Here is a 17,686-nt window from a genome sequence, read left to right as displayed (position 1 = left end):
CCCGGAGCATCCTGCCCCTTTCTAGTTGTCTGGGCTTCTAGAAGAAGTCGCTTTGGATGAAACCGAAATCCATCAGCTCCGCATCTTTGACCGGGTAGAAGGCATCGAGCTTGTTTTTCGCGGTCAGCGGGACGGGTGGGTCGAGCAAAGCGTTGGCCTTGTCATAGCCGGGGCCGATGATGGCGAAGACGATGCCATTCCAGCCCTTGACGAAATCATCGCGGGTGTAGCGTTTATGGCCCAGGACCGGGTCACCGATGTATACCCAGTCTTTCTGGGTGCGCTGCAGCACCACGAAGTGCTTGTAGCCGCGGATCTCCATCAGCACGATCACCGGGATGCTCACGGCATCGAGCTTGTCGGGCGGGATCCGGTAACCGCGGGCGCGCATGCCGATACTTTCGGCGTAGCGCTTCATGTCGAGCATGGAAAAACCCTGGGTCTGGACCAGTTTCTGGTCCGAAGTCATCAACATGCCCTTGATCACATGCTCTTCGTCGACATCCAGCCAGTAGGCCTGGCGCAGGATGGTCGCCAGCGAGGCGGCACCGCAGCTGAAGTCGGTCTTCTGTTCGACGAGGTCGGCGAACTTGCGCTCGCGTACGCTTTGTACCTTCTTGAAGAGCAAGCCACCATCGGGAAGCCCGGCAAAGGCCATCTGCGCAGCCTGTACATGTACCGGACCACAAAGGCTGAGCGCCAGGATGAGAAGTGCAGTACGCATGATCGTTACGCCTGGTGAGACTGTGGAAAAGCCCCGTTTCCGGGGCTTTCGTTACGATCGCGACTACATGCAGGCTTTGCAGCCGGCGGCGATGGACAGCGAGTTGCTTTGTTGGTTGCCCACGCCAGCCGATACGTTGGCGCCGCCGTTGCCGGAGAAGCCGTTCATCGAGTTGGTCATGCTGGCGTTGTTGACCACAGGTGCTTTCCAGCCGTCTTTGGTCAGCACTTGCTGGGTCCAGTAGCCGGCCAGTTCGATGGAGCCTTGCTCCTTGAAGGTGAATTTCTGATCGTCGTTGCCGTGGCCTTTGTTGCCATGGCCATGATCGTCGTCGCCTTCGATCTTGCCGGTACCGGTGCCTTTGTAGCTGCCGGAGGCTACGAAGCCACCGCTGAGGGTGTCTTTCTTGTAGGCCTGGACCCCTTTGTTTTCCACGACCAGGTTGGTTGAGGACTGGTTGGCCGAGGTGGCGGCGGTGGCTACACGGCCCCCGGATACGGCGATCGCCAGGTTGTTTTTCTGTTGGTTGAAGTCGCCGGCGGTGACGTTCATGCCCAGGTTGCCCGAGCCGTTGTTGCCGGAGTTGTTGAGCACGGCATTGTTTTGGGTGGAAGAGTTCTTCACATAGTTGTTGTTGTTCAGCTGGGTGGCGCTGGAGACAGCCACTGCGCTACCGAAGATGAAGCGTTCATCGGCGGTGGCCAGGGCTGCGGCGTTGTCTTGTTGGTTGCCATCGCCGGCGGCGACGTTGGCGCCCATGTTGCCGTTGGAGCCGTTGAGCGAACCTTCGATCTTGGCGTTGTTGTTGGTGCCCTGGTTTTTCACCACGTTGGTGTTGCTGTCTTGCACATCGATGACTGCGGCACCGGCCCCGGCGGTGATTTGCAGCAGAGTGTTGAGATCCGGACCTTGGTTGTGGTGGCCATTGTCATGACCATGGTGACCGTTGTTGTTCCCACCTGCCTGGGCAGCCATTGCCATGACGGCGGCCAGGGCGAAAACCAGTGGTTTGAGAGCCATTGTTGGTTTCATGGTGTTTCTCCGGTGCTTATTAGTTGGTTAAGTGTTGGTACTTTCCAATCGCACTACGAAGGGTCAGTCTGCGACCCGGATGCTCAGGGTGTTAGCCATCTGGTTTCCCACCCCGGCACTCTGGTTCACCTGGACGACTCCCCGGCTGCCGGTGAAGGCCTGGTCGCTGGTAACGACCTGGCGGCTGCCTTGATGGGTATCAGGTGCTCCTGAGTTCGGTAACAGCGCGACGTTCTGCTGCGAGAGCGCGCTGTCGTCCATGCCCTGCGGATTGGCGCTGATACTGATCCGCAGGGCATTGGCCATCTGGTTATTGGCGCCGGACGACTGGTTCACGCCCAGTGCGCCGTTGCCGTTGCTGAAGGAGTTGCCGCCGATGGTGCTGGTGGCGTTGACCGAGCGGTCGGCGGGCGTCGTGATCTTCTGGGTTACGCCGGTGCTGGCACTGGCATTGGTACCGATGGCGATGGCCCGCACGTTGGTCTGTTGTTGCTGGTCGCCGGCGGCCTGGTTGATGTTGAGGTTGCCTCTGTAACCTGCGCCGGAACTGCTCAGGGTCGCGGTGTCTTGAACCGGGGCGCCGTTATCGGCCATGGCCGAGGTGCAGCCCAGCAGCGCCAGCAGGATCAGTGAGAGCTTCATCTCAACGACCTCCGATGTTGTTCAGCGGCGCCATGGCAGAACCCATGGAACGGTTGATCGAATTGGAGATCGACGCCCCGGAGCCACCGCCATGGCCCGCGCTCATGCCAGGCAGGCCGTTGGGATTGGTGACGATGTTCATGCCGGGCACCCCGTTGCCATTGGGCATCACCGCCCCGCGCACCAATGCGCCGCTGCTGATGCCGGCAAAGTCGTTGTCGCTGATTTCGCCATTGGTCATGCCGGTGACGACCCCTGAAGGGTTGGCATTGACGGTGGTGGGATTGTTGTCGAGGTTGCGGGCGCGGCCGATCGGCGTTGCGTACATCTGGCGTTCAAGGACGATTTCGCCATTGCCTGCCGCCAAGGCCGGAAGGCTATGCACTGCACCGATGGCGCAACCGATCAGCAACAGGCGGGTGAAACTTTCATGCAGAGTCCCCACGGCGGCATTCCTTCTTCTCAGTGCTGGCCCTAGTCAGCGTTGAGAGGGATAGAGCAGGAGCCGTGCCGCTTTTTATTTGTTCCGCCTAATCAAATACTTGGAGAAACAGCTCGATGCCGGCGCGGGCAGCTGTTTCAAATCTGAGACAGGACAGGGTCAAGGCCATTGGCCATAGCCGGGACGATGCTCTGGAATGCGGGTTGTCGAGGGGGTGTATCAGCGGTGCAACAGTTTTGCCTGGAAGCGGCAGCGCCCCCGGAAAATGGCGCTCCGCTCAACCCAGGAGTGTTTCAGAAGTGGACACTGGCAAGCGCTGGATGCTCAGCCCAGCAATTGTTGCCGGACCAGCTCGAAGGCCTGGCGGTGACGCATCGACCAATCGCCGCCGATGATCCTGTAGGCTTGCTGGTGTTGCTCCAGCCAGTGCCGCGTGGCCTGGAAGAAGGCCTGGCGTTCCTCTAGTTCCGGTTGGCAGCGCAGGCCGTCGGCGCTCCAGGGAACGTCCTCTGGCGACAGCAACAGATGCAGGTCGTAGTGCCGGGCCAGCAGCTGTTCTTCGAGCCAGGGCGGGCAATCGTCGAACAGTGCCCGGCTCCAGAGGATGTTGCTCAACAGGTGGGTGTCGAGGATCAGCAATTCGGGTCGTTGCGCCCGCGCCTGATCCTCCCAGGCCAGTTGGCCCCTGGCGATCCGGGGAATGTCCGCCAGGCAGGTATCACGGCGTTCCTGCTCCATGAAGTGGCGCACGTATTCACCCACCAGCAGGCCGCCGAAATGGGCTTGCAGCTCGGCCGCCAGCCAACTCTTGCCGCTGGATTCCGGACCGGTCAGAACCAGTACCTTCATGGCTGCAGGGCCGGATCGGCGCGCCAGGTCCGCCAGCCCTGGATGGCCAGCAAGGTGAACAGGGCATATAGCGCGGCGGTGAGGTACAGCTGCTTATAGATGAACAGGCCGACGAAGATCACGTCCACGGCGATCCACAACGGCCAGCACTGCACGCGTTTCTGCGCCATCCACCATTGCGCCACCAGGCTGAAGGCGGTCAGGGCTGCGTCCAGCCAGGGTTGCGCGGCGTCGGTCCAATGGGCCATGGCCGCCCCCAGCACCAGGCTGCCGACCGCCCCCAGGGCCAGGCCCTGGAGCAGGGCGGGGAACTCTAGCTGGCTGACCGGGCGTCCCTGGTGCCGGTCGCCGCCGCGGGTCCATTGCCACCAGCCATAGAGCTGCAATGCGGCGTAGACCACCTGCAGCAGCATGTCGGAATAGAGCTTGACCTCGAAGAAGATCCAGCTGTAGAGCAGCACCATGACCAGGCCGATGGGCCAGCACCAGGGGTTTTGCCTGACTGTCAGCCAGACGGCGATGACGCCGAGCGCAGCGGCAAACAGTTCAAGCCCGGACATGATGGTTCCTTGGGAAGGGGAGGAGGGGGCGGATTGTACCCAGACTGGCCAGCGGCGTCAGGTGTTGGCCGAATCCACCGGCGGGATGCGCAGCGGCGGATTCGGATGGCCCGGCGGATCAGACGCGGAACTGGCGCAAGAGGCCGTTGAGCTGTTCGGAGAGCTCCCTGAGATGCCGGCTGGCGGTGCTGGAGTGCTGGGCCGCCAAGGCCGTCCCCTGGGACAGGCCGGCGGCCTGGCCGACGTTGTGGTTGATGTCTTCGACCACATGGGCCTGTTGCAGCGTAGCGCTGGCGATCGAGGCGTTCAGTTCGTTGAGCGTGTGCAGGACCTGGCCGATGGCATTGAGGCTAGAACCTGCCAGGCCGGCTTGTTCGATGGTCGCCTGGGAGGCCCGGCTGCTATCGCCGATGACCCGTACCGCGGCCTCGGAGTGGCTCTGCAGGCGCTCGATCATGCCCTGGATTTCCGCGGTGGACTGCTGGGTACGCTGGGCCAGCAGGCGCACCTCGTCGGCCACCACGGCGAAACCGCGGCCCTGCTCGCCGGCGCGGGCGGCCTCGATGGCGGCGTTCAAGGCCAGGAGGTTGGTCTGCTCGGCGATGGAGCGAATCACCTCCAGCACCGTGCCGATCTGGGTGCTCTCGGCCGCCAGGGTGCGGATCACCTCCACGGCCTGGTCGATGGTCGCCGACAACTGGCCGATCTGCTGCAGGCTGCTATCGATATTGACCTGGCCCTGCCGGGCCTGGCCCTCGGCCTCGCGGACCCCTTCGGCGGCATGCTCGGCGCTGCGTGCCACATCCTGGACGCCAGTGGTCACCTGGCTGATGGCGGCGGCCACTTGTTCCATCTGCAGGGATTGTTGCTGGCTGCGCTCCTGGGCCTGCGAGGCATTGCTGCCCAACTCGCTGGAGGCTTGTTCCAGGGCGGCGGCGCTGGACTGCAATTGGGTGACTACGCCACGCAACTTGGCGGTGAAACCATTGAAATGCCGGGCCAACTCGGTCACTTCGTCCTGGCCATGGGTGTCGAGGCTGCGGGTCAGGTCGCTCTCGCCGCTGGCGATATTGGCCATGGCATGCACGGTCTCGCGCAATGGGCTGACGATGCTGCGCACGATCAGCACCACCAGGGCACCCATCAGCAGGGCGATCACCAGGCCCACGTAGGACGCCCGCAGCACCTGGGCCTGGAACTCCTGTTGCAGGTCATCGATGTACACCCCCGAGCCGATGATCCAGCCCCAGGGCTGGAACAGCTGGATGTAGGAAGTCTTCTGTACCGGTTCCTGGGCACCGGGCTTGGGCCAGCGGTAGTCGACCATGCCGGCGCCCTTGGCCTTGGCCAGGGTCACCATCTGGTTGAACACCTCGAAGCCATCCGGGTCCTTGATCGATGCCAGGTTCTGCCCGTCGAGCTTGGGATTGGCCGGATGCATGATCATCACGGGGGTCAGGTCGTTGATCCAGAAGTAGTCGTTCTGGTTGTAGCGCAACCCGCGAATCGTCTGCAGCGCCTGCTGTTGCGCCTGCTGGCGAGTCAGGCTGCCAGCGGCTTCCAGGCCCTGGTAGTAATCGAGCACGCCAGCGGCGGTCTGCACCACATGCTGGGTTTTCTGCGCCTTGGCCTGGTACAGGTCGCCATGAATCTGCTGGAGCATCATCACGCCCAGGGTTACCAGGGTCAGTAGCGCCACGATCAGGATCAGCCACAGGCGCTGACTGATGGACATCTTTCGCAAGCTTTTCATCATCCGGTCACTCCAGGTTCTTGTTCTTGTCATGAACGATTTAGAGCATCCAAGCACGCTTGGCCCTGAGCGCCTACTCTACGGAAGTCCAATAACGCGACGACGCTTTTTGCGCCTGTCTGCTAGGATTTCGGCGCCTTCGCGCAAAACCTGAACAATTCTGGCTTTTTCACATAATTTTCATGGGCTTGTGTTGATCTTTGACAGGCCGGGTTCCCGGCCAATTTCACTGCAGTGAACATCTATAAAGAGGCATGCCACGAGCATTGCTTCATGGGGGATCGATGGACCTTTGGACCGCCTTTCAGGCATTGCTACTCGGGATTGTGGAGGGCTTGACCGAATTCCTGCCCATCAGCAGCACCGGACACCAGATCATCGTGGCCGACTTGCTCGACTTTGGCGGCGAGCGGGCGATGGCTTTCAACATCATCATCCAGTTGGGGGCGATCCTGGCGGTTGTCTGGGAATTCCGGGGCAAGATCCTGGATGTGGTGATGGGCCTGCCGACCCAGCCCAAGGCTCGGCGCTTCACGGTCAACCTGTTGATCGCCTTCCTGCCGGCCGTGGTGCTGGGGGTGATTTTCGCCGACCTGATCCACGGCTACTTGTTCAACCCCATCACCGTGGCCACCGCCCTGGTGGTTGGCGGCATCATCATGCTGTGGGCCGAACGCCGCGAGCATCAGGTGCATGCCAACAACGTCGATGAAATCACCTGGAAGGACGCCCTGAAGGTGGGGTTCATCCAGTGCCTGGCGATGATCCCGGGAACCTCGCGGTCCGGCTCGACCATCATCGGCGGCTTGCTGTTCGGCCTGTCGCGCAAGACCGCCACCGAGTTCTCGTTCTTCCTGGCCATGCCGACCATGGTCGGGGCCGCGGTGTACTCCGGCTACAAGTACCGGCACTTGTTCCAGCCCGATGACTTGCCAGTATTCGCCATCGGTTTCGTTACCGCCTTCATCTTCGCCATGATCGCCGTCAAGGGCTTGCTGAAGTTCATCGCCAACCACAGTTATGACGCCTTCGCCTGGTACCGCATCGCCTTCGGCCTGTTGATCCTGGCGACCTGGCAGTTCGGCTGGATCGACTGGGCGGCGGCCAAGGCGTGAAGGCTTCCCGATCCGAGCAACGCCAGGGCAGCTCCGGGCGGATCCAGCATCCCCGAGCCAAGCTGCTGGTGTTCATCCTGCTGTGCGCCTTGCCGTTGTATGGGGCGCTATCGCTGTGGTGGCGCGACGGCTCGGTCATTGCGCTGGCAGCCTATGGTGCGGTCAGCCTGTCGACGTTCCTGGCGTATTGGCATGACAAGCGCCAGGCCCGGGAGCAGGGCCAGCGCACGCCGGAGAACATCCTGCATGCCCTGGAGCTGGCCGGTGGCTGGCCTGGGGCGCTGCTGGCCCAGCAGTTGCTGCGGCACAAGACCCGCAAGCTGTCCTACCAGGCGCTGTTCTGGCTGATCGTCGCCTTGCACCAGGTGTTCTGGATCGACCGGTTGTTCTTGCAGGGCGGCTGGTCGAGGCTGCTCTAGAGCAAGAGCCCGACCTGGGTCCGCTTGGGCAACTTGGCCACCACTAGCTGGTGGGAACGTTGCAGCAACTGCTGCAGTTCGGCTGCGGCCAGCGGGTAGGGGGCCTGCATGATGATCCAGTGGGCGCGGGCCAGGTACGGTGCTGGCGCTATGCCTGGGCGATCCACATGGCCCAGGAACAGCTCCGGATCGACCTTGAACGCCAGTGACTCGCCCCGCAGGTTCTGCATGGCGAACATCTTGTTGCCGGCAACGGAAAACACCCGCACGCCACCCCACTTGTAGTCTTCCCGCGCACCTGGCAGGTCCAGGCAGAAACTCGCCACTTGCTCTTCGGTCATTCGGGTATTGGCTTTCACAGCGATCGTTCTCCACATTCTTCGAAGGCTTCCTGCAAGTGCTCGATCCAGGCCCGGACGGCCGGCAGCACACCGCGTCGATGAGGATAGACCGCTTGCAGCCAGCCACCGGGCAGCGACCATTGTGGTAGCAACTGCACCAGTTGACCGCTGGCCAGTTCTTCCTCGCAATACAGCATTGGCAGTACGGTGCAGCCCAGGCCGGCCAAGGCGCAGGCCCGGCGCACGATGAAATCGTCGATGCCCAGCCGCGCCTCCAGGGCCAGTTCGCAGGTGTTGCCTTGCTGGTCCAGCAGGCGCAGATGCACCAGGCGATCGGCTTCCAGGGCACCGAGGATCGGCAGGCGGCGCAGGTCCTCGGGGTGCTCCACGGGATGTGCGCCCAGGAAGGCGGGCGAGGCTACCATCGCCGTTTGCGCCGGACGCAGGCGGCGAGTCACCAGCAAGGGGTCCTCATCGCCTTGTTCCCGCACCCGCAGGGCCACATCGATGCCTTCGTTGACCAGGTCGACGCGTCGATTGACCAGCAACATCTCCAATTGGACCTGGGGGTACTTCTGCAGGAAACCGCTCACCAGGGGCGTCAGCAGCTCATGGGCCAGGCCCACCGGGCTCGAGACCCGCAACCGTCCACGAGGCTCGTTGGCCATGCTGGCCACGGCTTCATCGGCCATCTCCGCCTCCAGCAACATGGCCTGGCAATGCCGCAGGTAACGCTCGCCCACCGTGGTCAGTTTCAGTTGCCGGGTGGTGCGCTGCAGCAAGCGCGCGCCCAGGCGCTCTTCCAGCTCGGCGATCCGCCGCGAGAGGCGTGACTTGGGAATGCCCAGGAGGCGGCCGGCCGCGGTGAAACCGCCGGCCTCCACCACCTTGGCGAAATAGTAGAGATCGTTGAGGTCTTGCACTGGATCGGCCTTATTGTCCTGCTGATGGGACTAACTATCGCATTTATGCTGACTAATCATCCATTGGTTTCATGGGTAGGATTGCCAACATTCGATCGCCAAGCGGCGGTCCTCACTTGGAGAATCCAGATGAAACTGTTGCATATCGATTCCAGCATTCTTGGCGACAACTCGGCTTCGCGTCAGCTCAGCCATAGCGTGGTGGAGGCCTGGAAGGCCGCCGAGCCGCAAGCGGTGGTGACTTACCGTGACCTGGCCGCCGATGCCATCAGCCATTTCTCCGCCGCCACCCTGGTGGCCGCCGGCACCGTCGCCGAACTGCGCGATGCGGCCCAGGAGCACGAGGCGCGGCTCAGTGCCCAGACCCTGGAAGAGTTCCTGGCTGCCGACACGCTGGTGGTCGCGGCGCCCATGTACAACTTCACCATCCCCAGCCAGCTCAAGGCCTGGTTCGACCGCATCGCGATATCCGGCAAGACTTTCCGTTACACCGAAGCCGGCCCGCAAGGCCTGTGCGGCGACAAGAAGGTGATCGTGGTGTCCACCTCCGGCGGCCTGCATGTCGGCATGCCTACCGGTGTCGGGCACGAGGACTACCTGAAGGTGATGTTCGGTTTCATGGGCATTACCGATATCGAGTTCGTCCGTGCCCATGGCCTGGGTTATGGCGAAGAGGTGCGCAGCAAGGCCATGGCCGACGCCCAGGCGCATATTCGCGGGTCGCTCTTCGCGGCCGCGTAAGGCTTGTGTAAAGACGCTTTCACGCACCGGTAGGGCCACTAGACTCTGTATTCTGGTCATCGTTTCAGATGATCAGGGTACGGAGTTTTTTTATTGGCTTTTCCAGGCTTTCTGGCTCGGGTTATGCAGGTTGAAGAGGGTTGCTTCTTTAGCCCGCGGTTCCGATTCCAGGACGAATCCCCTCCAGAGCCTTGGCGGCAAGGGATGGCACGGGCAACCGGCATTCTCGATCCTGCGACTAAGGTGGGTGTGTGATGAGCGGTCGTTGTGCAATGTTACTGATCTGCCTGTTCAGCGGCATGGTTTCGGTGCAGGCCGCTCCCCACCCGCATTGGAGCGTCGGCTTTCATGAGTTGAACTTTCTCGACCCCCTTGACCAGCAACCGATGCGCGCCATCGCTTTTTACCCGTCCACCGGTATCGAGCACTCCAGCCAGTTGGAGGGTTACCGGATCGGCGCCTCCCGCGATGCCAAGATCGCCATCGGCCGCTTCCCGATGCTGATGCTGTCCCACGGCAATACCGGAACGCCCCTGGCCCTGCATGATCTGGCCACCTCCCTGGCGCGCAAGGGGTTCGTGGTGGTGGCGGTGATTCATCCCGGGGACAACTCCAAGGACCATAGCCGCCTGGGCACCCTGAGCAACCTCTATGGCCGGCCGATCCAGATTTCCGAAGCCATCACCGCGACCCTGGCCGACCCGATGCTGGCCCCATTCGTCAATGCCGAGCAAGTCGGGGTGATCGGTTACTCCGCCGGCGGCGAGACGGCGCTGATCCTGTCCGGCGCCACTCCAGACCTGGATCGCCTGCGCCGCTATTGCCGGGAGCGGCCGACTGACCGGGATGCCTGCAATACCCAGGGTGAGTTGATCGTCGACCGCGACGACCTGCAGCCGGTGGCCGATCCCCGGGTGCACGCCTTGCTGTTGATGGCGCCGTTGAGCCTCAAGTTCGGTCGCCAGACCTTGTCCGGGGTGCATGTACCGGTGTTGCTGTACAGCGGCGACGGCGATCAGTTGGTCGCCCTGGACAAGAACGCCGCGGCCCTGGCGCGCAAACTGCCGGTGGCGCCGGACTTCAAATTGCTGGCTGGAGCCGGGCATTTCGTGTTCATGGCGCCCTGCAGCGCTGAACAACTGGCGGCCATGCCGTTGCTGTGCACCGACGCCGATGGCGTGGATCGGGTCGACATCCACCGCAACTTGATTTCCGAGGCGGGCAGGTTCTTCGCCCATACCCTGGGCAAGCCGAGCCGGGCTGGCATGCAGACTGCCGACCAGTGATTCAGGCCATGGCGCGATGCTTGAGCAGCAGGGTCAGGCCCAGGCCGGTGACGGACAGCAGGGCGGCGCAGAAAAAGATCCATGCATAGCCAAGGTTCAGCGCCACCGTGCCCATCAAGGGCCCGGCGACCGCCAGCGCGAGGTCGAAGAACACCGCATAGGCGCTCAAGCCGGCACCCCGGCTGCTGTTGGGCACCTGCTTGATGGCTTCCACCCCCAGGGCCGGATACACCAGTGACAGGCCGAAACCGGTCAGACCGGCCCCCACCAGTGCCCAGGCGGGCGAGGGGGCGAGCCAGAGCAGGCCGAGCCCCAAGGTCTCGACGCTCATGCAGGCGATTGCCGAACGAAAGCCGCCAAAGCGGCTGATGCTGGAAATGAACAGCAGGCGCGAGCAGATGAAACACACGCCGAACACCGTCAGGCAATAGGCCGCACCGTCCCAGCCCAGGTTCAGGTAGAACAGGGTGATGAAGGTGGTCAGGGTGCCATAGCCGATGGAGGCCAGGCTCAGGCTCACGCCGAAAGGCGCGATTCGTCCGAACACCGCCCAGAACGGCAGGCGCTCACCCCGCACCACCGGTACCGATGGTTTGCTGCGGATCAACAATAAGGCCAGCAAGGCCAGGGTTGAAAGCGCAAGGCCCAGGCTGGCGAAACCGTATTGCTGGACCATCACCACTCCCAGCGGCGCGCCAATGGCGATGGCGCCGTAGGAAGCGATACCGTTCCAGGAGATCGACCGCGCGGTATGTTCCGTGCCGACCTGGCCCATGCACCAGCTGATGGTACCGACCCCGATCAGGCCCTGAGCCACCCCCAGCAGCAGGCGGCCGCCCAATAGCATCGCCAGGCTTAGCCAGGGCAATTCCTGCAGCCACACTGACACCAGGGTCAACATGCCGCTCAGCAGGATGCCCAGCAAACCGTAGACGATCGAGCGCTTGGTGCCGACGGTATCGGACATGCGTCCGGCCAGGGGGCGGCTGAGCAGGGTGGCCAGGTACTGGGAGCCGATGGTCAGGCCGGCGATCACGGCACTGAACCCCAACTGTTCGTGGACATAACCTGGCAGTACGGCAATCGGCAGGCCGATGCAGAGAAAGGCGATGAAGGTATAGAAGACGATGGAAACGATCTGCAGGGTGATCGCCATGGAGCTTTGCGCGGATGTCTGGGGCTCGGGCATGAAGGCTCGTTCGCGGGCGGCGGTTAGAGGGCCGCATCATCGCGTGCCGCGAAGTTAAAGGAAAGCAGGCTAACTATTCATTCCCATCCGGTCTCTTCTAGGCGGCAGTGCGGAAAACCAAAAAGCCCCGTCACGCTGGACGGGGCCTTGTCTTGCGACTCACCGGTTGCCGCTGTTTTAGAACAGCAAGCCCTGGCTACGCAGGTAGTCGTCGTAGGTGCCACTGAAGTCGGTCACGCCGTTCGGGCCCAGCTCGATGATGCGAGTGGCCAGGGACGATACGAACTCGCGGTCGTGGCTGACGAAGATCAGCGTGCCCGGGTAGTTTTCCAGTGCCAGGTTCAGCGCTTCGATGGATTCCATGTCCAGGTGGTTGGTCGGTTCGTCCATCAGCAGCACGTTGGGCTTCTGGCAGGCCAGCTTGCCGAACAGCATGCGACCCTGTTCGCCACCGGAAAGTACCTTGACCGACTTCTGGACTTCGTCGGAAGAGAACAGCATGCGACCCAGGGCGGCACGGATGTTCTGCTCGCCGCTGGTCCACTGGCCCATCCATTCGAACAGGGTTTCGTCGGTCTCGAAATCGTGGGCATGGTCCTGGGCGTAGTAGCCAGTCTCGGCGCTGTCGGTCCACTTCACGTTGCCCGAATCCGGGGCGAGCTCACCGACCAGAGTGCGCAGCAGGGTGGTCTTGCCGATGCCGTTGGGGCCGATGATGGCCACGCGCTCGCCGGCTTCCACGGTGAAGCTGAAGTCCTTGAACAACTGCTTGTCTTCGAAGCCCTTGGACACTTTCTCCAGGGTCACCGCCTGGCGGTGCAGCTTCTTGTTCTGGTCGAAACGGATGAACGGGCTGACCCGGCTCGACGGCTTGACTTCCTCCAGCTGGATCTTGTCGATCTGCTTGGCACGGCTGGTGGCCTGCTTGGCCTTGGAGGCGTTGGCCGAGAAGCGGCTGACGAAGGTCTGCAGCTCGGCGATCTGCGCCTTCTTCTTGGCGTTGTCGGCCAGCAGGCGCTCGCGCGCCTGGGTCGAGGCGGTCATGTACTCGTCGTAGTTGCCCGGGAACAGGCGCAGCTCGCCGTAGTCCAGGTCGGCCATGTGGGTGCAGACACTGTTGAGGAAGTGCCGGTCGTGGGAAATGATGATCATGGTGCTGTTACGCGCCGTGAGGATGTTTTCCAGCCAGCGGATGGTGTTGATGTCCAGGTGGTTGGTCGGTTCGTCCAGCAGCAGGACTTCCGGATCCGAGAACAGCGCCTGGGCCAGCAATACCCGGAGTTTCCAGCCCGGAGCCACTTCGGTCATGGGGCCGAAATGCTGTTCCAGGGGGATGCCCAGGCCCAGCAGCAGTTCGCCGGCGCGGGACTCGGCGGTGTAGCCGTCCATCTCGGCGAACTCGGTTTCCAGCTCGGCCACGGCCATGCCGTCTTCTTCGGTCATTTCCGGCAGCGAATAGATGCGATCGCGCTCGGCCTTGACCCGCCACAGCTCCTCGTGGCCCATGATCACGGTGTCGATGACGGTGAATTCTTCATAGGCGAACTGGTCCTGGCGCAGCTTGCCCAGGCGTACGTTCGGCTCGAGCATGACCTGGCCACTGGAGGGCTCCAGGTCGCCGCCGAGAATTTTCATGAAGGTCGACTTGCCGCAACCGTTGGCGCCGATCAAGCCGTAGCGATTGCCGTTGTTGAACTTGACCGAGACGTTCTCGAACAGCGGCTTGGCGCCGAACTGCATGGTGATATTGGCGGTGGAGATCAAAGTGCTTACCTATCAGTAACTTATGCAGCTGGATTTTCGCCTGATACCGATTTGATACCAATCTTGAGCTTTTCCAGCTCGCTCCAGTCGGAGCTTGAGTTGAGCCAACGGGCATAAGTCGACAGCAGCATTTGCACGCTGTGACCCAGCTGTTGGGCGATAAATGCGGGGTTGAGGCCAGACATTAAGCATATTGTCGCATAGGTGTGACGACAGTTGTATGGGGGCCTCCTTCTAATCCCCAGCTCATTCAGTACAGGCACCCACTGCTTGTGCAGGTCCGAAGTCTGCTTCACGTATTCGCTTCCCTTCGATGGAGGGAACACGTAGGGCGTGTTGGCAGCCAATCCCTTCCCTTGTTTGCGGCGCTCGGCATACTCTCTGGCGTACTGCAGCGCATGCAAAGCCCTCTCGTTCAGCAGAACGAACCTATCCCTCCCTGTCTTCGTCCTTTCTTCAACCTCGCCCAGGGCGATGGTCCTTCTGACGTGAACTGTCCTTTTCTCCTCGTCGATCACCTCCCACCGTACCGCAAGGGCCTCGGATAGCCGGAGTCCTGTGAAGAACATGAACTCGAACAGCGCGGCATAGATTCGGCTTGGCCAGTGCGGGTGCTCGTAGAGCCTGGCGATAATGCAGTTGGCCTCCTCAAGGCTGAACGGGTCGATTTCTTTGCGCGATCGCTTCGGCAGGTCGATTACCTCCGCCGGGTTCTTGATCAGCAGGCCATCACGCATCGCGCCGGCGAGAATAGTCGAAAGCCTGGTGATCGCGTTGCGCTTGACGTTCGCCGACGTCCATTCAGTTTCCGTGATAATTCGTCGGATCATGGTGGTGGTGATCAAGTCGATCCGTACCAGGGCCAGTCGCGGCACCCAGTACAGGTTCAGCGCGCTCTTGTAGTTGTTGTGGGTACCCTGGGTGATCTCTCGGCTGTCCAGCCAGAGCTGGGCGTACTCACCGAATGCCGGCTTTCCACCCACTATGGTCTGTGATCCGGGGAAGAGCTCGGCATACTTCTCCTGATCCAGAAGGCCGAGCTTGTTGAGGCTGGCTACCTGATCGCGAAGGCTGGATGCAGCCTTGATCCCTTTTTGTGTCGGGGGATAGGGGAGCGTTTCACATCTACGGACACCATCCCATGTGAAACGTATGCGGAGGGAGCCGCGGAAGACTTCGACCCCTCGGGGTAAATCCATTGACTTTCCAGCCATTCGTCGTACCTCTTCTTGCTATAGATGATTCGGCCGCCGTGCTTCATCCAGACACCTTCAGGGATTTTGCCCTCAAGGCGCCGACGCTCTAGAGCGCGTTTCGTGCACCCGACCAGTTCGGCCATCAGCTTCTCGGTGACCTTGTCGACGTCACTGGTTTTTTCGGTTTCCATGGGGTGATCTCCACGCCGCGCCTGGCGGCAGGTTGTTGTCAGGCTTTGGCTGGGAACCACTCGGTGTCGTATTCGAACTGGCTGACCAGATCCACTGACATATGTGGCACTTCTCGCTCAAAGCGCAGCGTGTTGTAGGGCTGGCCAATAAAGGCCTTCGCCTCGCTGATAAATCGTTCCCTGAAGATGCGCAGCAGGTGCTCAGCCGCCTTTTCGAAGTCTTCTTCGCGGTAGTTGCCTTCGGCAATCCCACCGCGGCATACACGCCAAACGCAGCGCTTCGGCTGGGCTTCGGCTGCTTCGATCTTCTTGGCCATCTGGTCACGGGCGTAGCGCAGCTGGTCCAGGGTGAGGGTGGCGACCCAGGCGTCAGTCCCGACGCTCTGGGTGTGGCCGTATTCGCATTTAATTTCGGGCATAGTTCATCCTCGCCCGCGTTCGCGGGCAGGCAGAGTTGTTGGGGGAGGGGTTAGGCTGTGGCGCGCTTCATGAACGTGATCCAGTGCGTTTTCTCACGCTTGCCGGACTTGTGGCCAAACAGCGGCTTTTCGTCGGTCAGTGCCAGCAGCTCACTGACCGGCACTTGGGTTTCGTTCCACTTGAAGATCAGGATTCCCTCAGGCTCCAGTACCCTGAAGCATTCGGCGAATCCTTGACGGATATCCTCGCGCCAATTGCTGGTGAGCATCCCGTACTTCGCCCGCATCCAGCTGTCGACGCCGGCCCGGGTCAAGTGCGGAGGGTCGAACACGACCAGGCGGAAGGCGCCATCGAGAAAGGGTAGTTGCCGGAAGTCCATGAGCACGTCCGGTTCAACCTTCAGTACTCGGCCATCACAAAGCAGGTGTTCTTCGTCGCGGATATCGCCGAACAGGGCCCGCTGGTCCTGCTTGTCGAACCACATCATGCGGCTGGCGCTGCAGGGGTCGAGCACCTTCGCTGCGGCGCTCATGTCCTCGGCCCCCTGTAGACGTTCCAGGCCATGAAAAGCAGGGCGGGGAGGATCATGGCTGCACCCTCCGAAACTCGACGACCCAGACCCAGGGGTTGGCGTTCCAGTCGCCGCCGGTGGACCGCCAAAGCATCTCGAAGCTTTCCCGAGGATCTGCGCCAAGGTGGACATTTTTATCGACTTCGAAGAAACCATCGTCAGCGGGACGAACTCCCTCGGCAATGGCCTGGTCTGGCGTGATGTCCTGCAGTCGCTCCACACGCACCGTGGTGATTTCCAGCAGGATGCGGCTGGCCCAGCGCGGCATGTGGATGGACGGGCGCGATTTACCTGGCGTGATCATGGCGCACCCAGTCTGCCGGGCGCCCCCATCTGCCGGGTACCGGATCGGCTCGCCTTGGCTCAGATCTCGCGGTGCTACCGCATTCACCTGGGCATCCGCTACCCACGCCTCACGCACCCACAGCCGGTCACCTGGGCACCCGTAGGGGCATGAATGCTCTCCGCTACACCAGAAGTGAAACACTCCTTTGCAGGTTTCGAGCGGAGTTCGGTCGGATTGAATCCAATCTTGTTTAACGGTCCTGCGGGTGACCGTCTTCCGGCCTTCCAGGATGGCGCGCACCATTGGCCCGCTGAACAGGATCGGGCGTTCCTTCACCTGGGTCATGGCTGCACCTCCCGGCGGGCCCACCAGCAGACCGGGCCGTCGTCCGTGTCGTGGATGGCCAGGCAGAACCAGCCATCGCCTTCAGGCTTGCCCGGCTCCCAGTAGCCACAGTGCGGCATATCTGACTGGAAGTAGCGATCTGCGATCTCTTCCGGTGCGTCTGTCTCCAGGCTGACCATGACGAGCTGCAGCCCCTGCTGTGCGACCCAGGCCTTGCACTTCTCGCCGTCGCCCTCGTCGAAGTCAGGCAGGTCTGGGTGCTGGAACATTCCGTATTCGTCACGTTTGACAGGCCAATGGCTGATCAGGCCTACGCGATCCAAGCGCTCGATCTCCGCAAGCAACAGAGCCGCAGCCTTCACCATGTCACGACGCCGATCCGCACTTGGCTTGAATGTGGCCTCACCCCAAGGCCACGCTGTGCTCATGGTGTTCGGCCTTCCAGCAAGACTTGCGTAGGCTGCTCCGGCTTCTGCGAGCTCGCCCTTCACGTAAAGGTCATCGTGGTACAGCGAATAGCCCTCGGTGGATACCTGGCGTTGGCGTTCTGCAATGACATCTCGCACCGCGCTGCTTAGGCGAATTTGGTTTTCTTCAGGCATGACTTGTCCTTGCCGCTTTGCGGCGGTTATGCGATTTTGTGAGGAATCTAATTCGTCTCTTCTGGATCTAAAAAGCTTCTAGGTGCTGACTATTCATCAACCTTTTCATTTTTCTTTAAGGCCAGGGAATGCGTAATCGAGGTAAGGTTTTTTGGGACTGGGTTAATCCTGAGTTGCATTTTCGCAATCTCGACAAGCGCCTACCCTGCGGAACCCTGATAAACGTCCAGGTCCGAACCTCCAAAGAGAAACTCACACAGGTCTTCTTCGGCATTTACGGAGCGAAGGGAGTGAT

The 17,686-nt window shown here is 61.6% G+C and carries 20 protein-coding genes; 4 read left to right on the top strand and 16 right to left on the bottom strand.

What is annotated here, in order from left to right; genetic code table 11:
• Window positions 1-37: 37 nt before the first annotated feature.
• The 7 genes from H7A76_RS24585 to H7A76_RS24555 form a co-directional block, all read right to left on the bottom strand.
• Window positions 38-724, bottom strand: coding sequence for a C39 family peptidase (locus H7A76_RS24585; RefSeq protein ID WP_185700898.1), 687 nt, complete (start codon window positions 722-724; stop codon window positions 38-40).
• 63 nt (window positions 725-787) lie between these two features.
• On the bottom strand, window positions 788-1,756 hold the full coding sequence (locus H7A76_RS24580; protein ID WP_185700897.1) for a heme utilization protein: 969 nt from the start codon (window positions 1,754-1,756) through the stop codon (window positions 788-790).
• Window positions 1,757-1,819: 63 nt separating this feature from the next.
• Window positions 1,820-2,398 carry an adhesin gene (locus tag H7A76_RS24575; protein ID WP_185700896.1) on the bottom strand — a complete coding sequence of 193 codons (579 nt, stop codon included), beginning with the start codon at window positions 2,396-2,398 and terminating at the stop codon, window positions 1,820-1,822.
• A gap of 1 nt (window position 2,399) precedes the next feature.
• Complete coding sequence (locus H7A76_RS24570; RefSeq protein ID WP_185700895.1) at window positions 2,400-2,843, bottom strand: hypothetical protein; 444 nt, start codon at window positions 2,841-2,843, stop codon at window positions 2,400-2,402.
• Between the two features lie 321 nt (window positions 2,844-3,164).
• Window positions 3,165-3,689 carry an AAA family ATPase gene (locus tag H7A76_RS24565; RefSeq protein WP_185700894.1) on the bottom strand — a complete coding sequence of 175 codons (525 nt, stop codon included), beginning with the start codon at window positions 3,687-3,689 and terminating at the stop codon, window positions 3,165-3,167.
• Window positions 3,686-4,249 carry a nicotinamide riboside transporter PnuC gene (gene pnuC / locus H7A76_RS24560; protein ID WP_185700893.1) on the bottom strand — a complete coding sequence of 188 codons (564 nt, stop codon included), beginning with the start codon at window positions 4,247-4,249 and terminating at the stop codon, window positions 3,686-3,688. Before pnuC ends, H7A76_RS24565 begins: the two co-directional genes overlap by 4 nt.
• Before the next feature lie 118 nt (window positions 4,250-4,367).
• On the bottom strand, window positions 4,368-6,002 hold the full coding sequence (locus H7A76_RS24555) for a methyl-accepting chemotaxis protein (protein WP_185700892.1): 1,635 nt from the start codon (window positions 6,000-6,002) through the stop codon (window positions 4,368-4,370).
• 284 nt (window positions 6,003-6,286) lie between these two features.
• On the opposite strand from H7A76_RS24555, the gene H7A76_RS24550 reads away from it, so the two are divergent.
• Window positions 6,287-7,117: an undecaprenyl-diphosphate phosphatase gene (locus H7A76_RS24550; RefSeq protein ID WP_185700891.1), complete on the top strand. Its 831-nt coding sequence runs from the start codon at window positions 6,287-6,289 to the stop codon at window positions 7,115-7,117.
• Window positions 7,114-7,536 (top strand): DUF1294 domain-containing protein, encoded by a 423-nt coding sequence (locus H7A76_RS24545; RefSeq protein WP_185700890.1) that lies wholly within the window; start codon window positions 7,114-7,116, stop codon window positions 7,534-7,536. Before H7A76_RS24550 ends, H7A76_RS24545 begins: the two co-directional genes overlap by 4 nt.
• On the opposite strand, the gene H7A76_RS24540 is transcribed toward H7A76_RS24545, so the two are convergent.
• Window positions 7,533-7,877 carry an MmcQ/YjbR family DNA-binding protein gene (locus H7A76_RS24540; RefSeq protein ID WP_185700961.1) on the bottom strand — a complete coding sequence of 115 codons (345 nt, stop codon included), beginning with the start codon at window positions 7,875-7,877 and terminating at the stop codon, window positions 7,533-7,535. The two genes, H7A76_RS24545 and H7A76_RS24540, sit on opposite strands and share 4 nt — an antisense overlap.
• Before the next feature lie 14 nt (window positions 7,878-7,891).
• Complete coding sequence (locus tag H7A76_RS24535) at window positions 7,892-8,800, bottom strand: LysR substrate-binding domain-containing protein (protein WP_185700889.1); 909 nt, start codon at window positions 8,798-8,800, stop codon at window positions 7,892-7,894.
• Window positions 8,801-8,929: 129 nt separating this feature from the next.
• Between H7A76_RS24535 and H7A76_RS24530 the strand changes: the two genes are divergently transcribed.
• Both H7A76_RS24530 and H7A76_RS24525 read left to right on the top strand, forming a co-directional pair.
• Window positions 8,930-9,541, top strand: coding sequence for an FMN-dependent NADH-azoreductase (locus H7A76_RS24530; RefSeq protein WP_085597559.1), 612 nt, complete (start codon window positions 8,930-8,932; stop codon window positions 9,539-9,541).
• Window positions 9,542-9,795: 254 nt separating this feature from the next.
• Window positions 9,796-10,827, top strand: coding sequence for a dienelactone hydrolase (locus H7A76_RS24525; RefSeq protein WP_185700888.1), 1,032 nt, complete (start codon window positions 9,796-9,798; stop codon window positions 10,825-10,827).
• Window position 10,828: 1 nt separating this feature from the next.
• Here the strand turns inward: H7A76_RS24525 and H7A76_RS24520 are convergent, their stop codons facing one another.
• The 7 genes from H7A76_RS24520 to H7A76_RS24490 all read right to left on the bottom strand — a co-directional run bounded on the left by H7A76_RS24520 (window position 10,829) and on the right by H7A76_RS24490 (window position 17,154).
• Window positions 10,829-12,016, bottom strand: coding sequence for an MFS transporter (locus H7A76_RS24520; protein WP_185700887.1), 1,188 nt, complete (start codon window positions 12,014-12,016; stop codon window positions 10,829-10,831).
• A gap of 177 nt (window positions 12,017-12,193) precedes the next feature.
• Window positions 12,194-13,780, bottom strand: coding sequence for an ABC-F family ATPase (locus H7A76_RS24515; RefSeq protein WP_185700886.1), 1,587 nt, complete (start codon window positions 13,778-13,780; stop codon window positions 12,194-12,196).
• A 20-nt stretch (window positions 13,781-13,800) separates the two neighbouring features.
• Window positions 13,801-14,994 carry a tyrosine-type recombinase/integrase gene (locus H7A76_RS24510; protein WP_185700885.1) on the bottom strand — a complete coding sequence of 398 codons (1,194 nt, stop codon included), beginning with the start codon at window positions 14,992-14,994 and terminating at the stop codon, window positions 13,801-13,803.
• Window positions 14,995-15,205: 211 nt separating this feature from the next.
• The gene (locus tag H7A76_RS24505; protein ID WP_185700884.1) at window positions 15,206-15,586 is read right to left on the bottom strand and encodes a hypothetical protein; all 381 of its coding nucleotides are present in this window, start codon (window positions 15,584-15,586) and stop codon (window positions 15,206-15,208) included.
• Between the two features lie 50 nt (window positions 15,587-15,636).
• Window positions 15,637-16,119, bottom strand: coding sequence for an SAM-dependent methyltransferase (locus H7A76_RS24500; RefSeq protein WP_185700883.1), 483 nt, complete (start codon window positions 16,117-16,119; stop codon window positions 15,637-15,639).
• A 52-nt stretch (window positions 16,120-16,171) separates the two neighbouring features.
• Window positions 16,172-16,789: a hypothetical protein gene (locus tag H7A76_RS24495; RefSeq protein WP_185700882.1), complete on the bottom strand. Its 618-nt coding sequence runs from the start codon at window positions 16,787-16,789 to the stop codon at window positions 16,172-16,174.
• Window positions 16,786-17,154 carry a hypothetical protein gene (locus H7A76_RS24490; protein ID WP_409519206.1) on the bottom strand — a complete coding sequence of 123 codons (369 nt, stop codon included), beginning with the start codon at window positions 17,152-17,154 and terminating at the stop codon, window positions 16,786-16,788. Before H7A76_RS24490 ends, H7A76_RS24495 begins: the two co-directional genes overlap by 4 nt.
• Window positions 17,155-17,686: the final 532 nt, after the last annotated feature.

The sequence above is a fragment of the Pseudomonas sp. MSSRFD41 genome, assembly GCF_014230245.1.
Taxonomy (GTDB): domain Bacteria; phylum Pseudomonadota; class Gammaproteobacteria; order Pseudomonadales; family Pseudomonadaceae; genus Aquipseudomonas; species Aquipseudomonas piscis.
The sequence above is the reverse complement of the archived record's forward strand: the minus strand, read 5'-3'. Positions and strand labels throughout refer to the sequence as shown.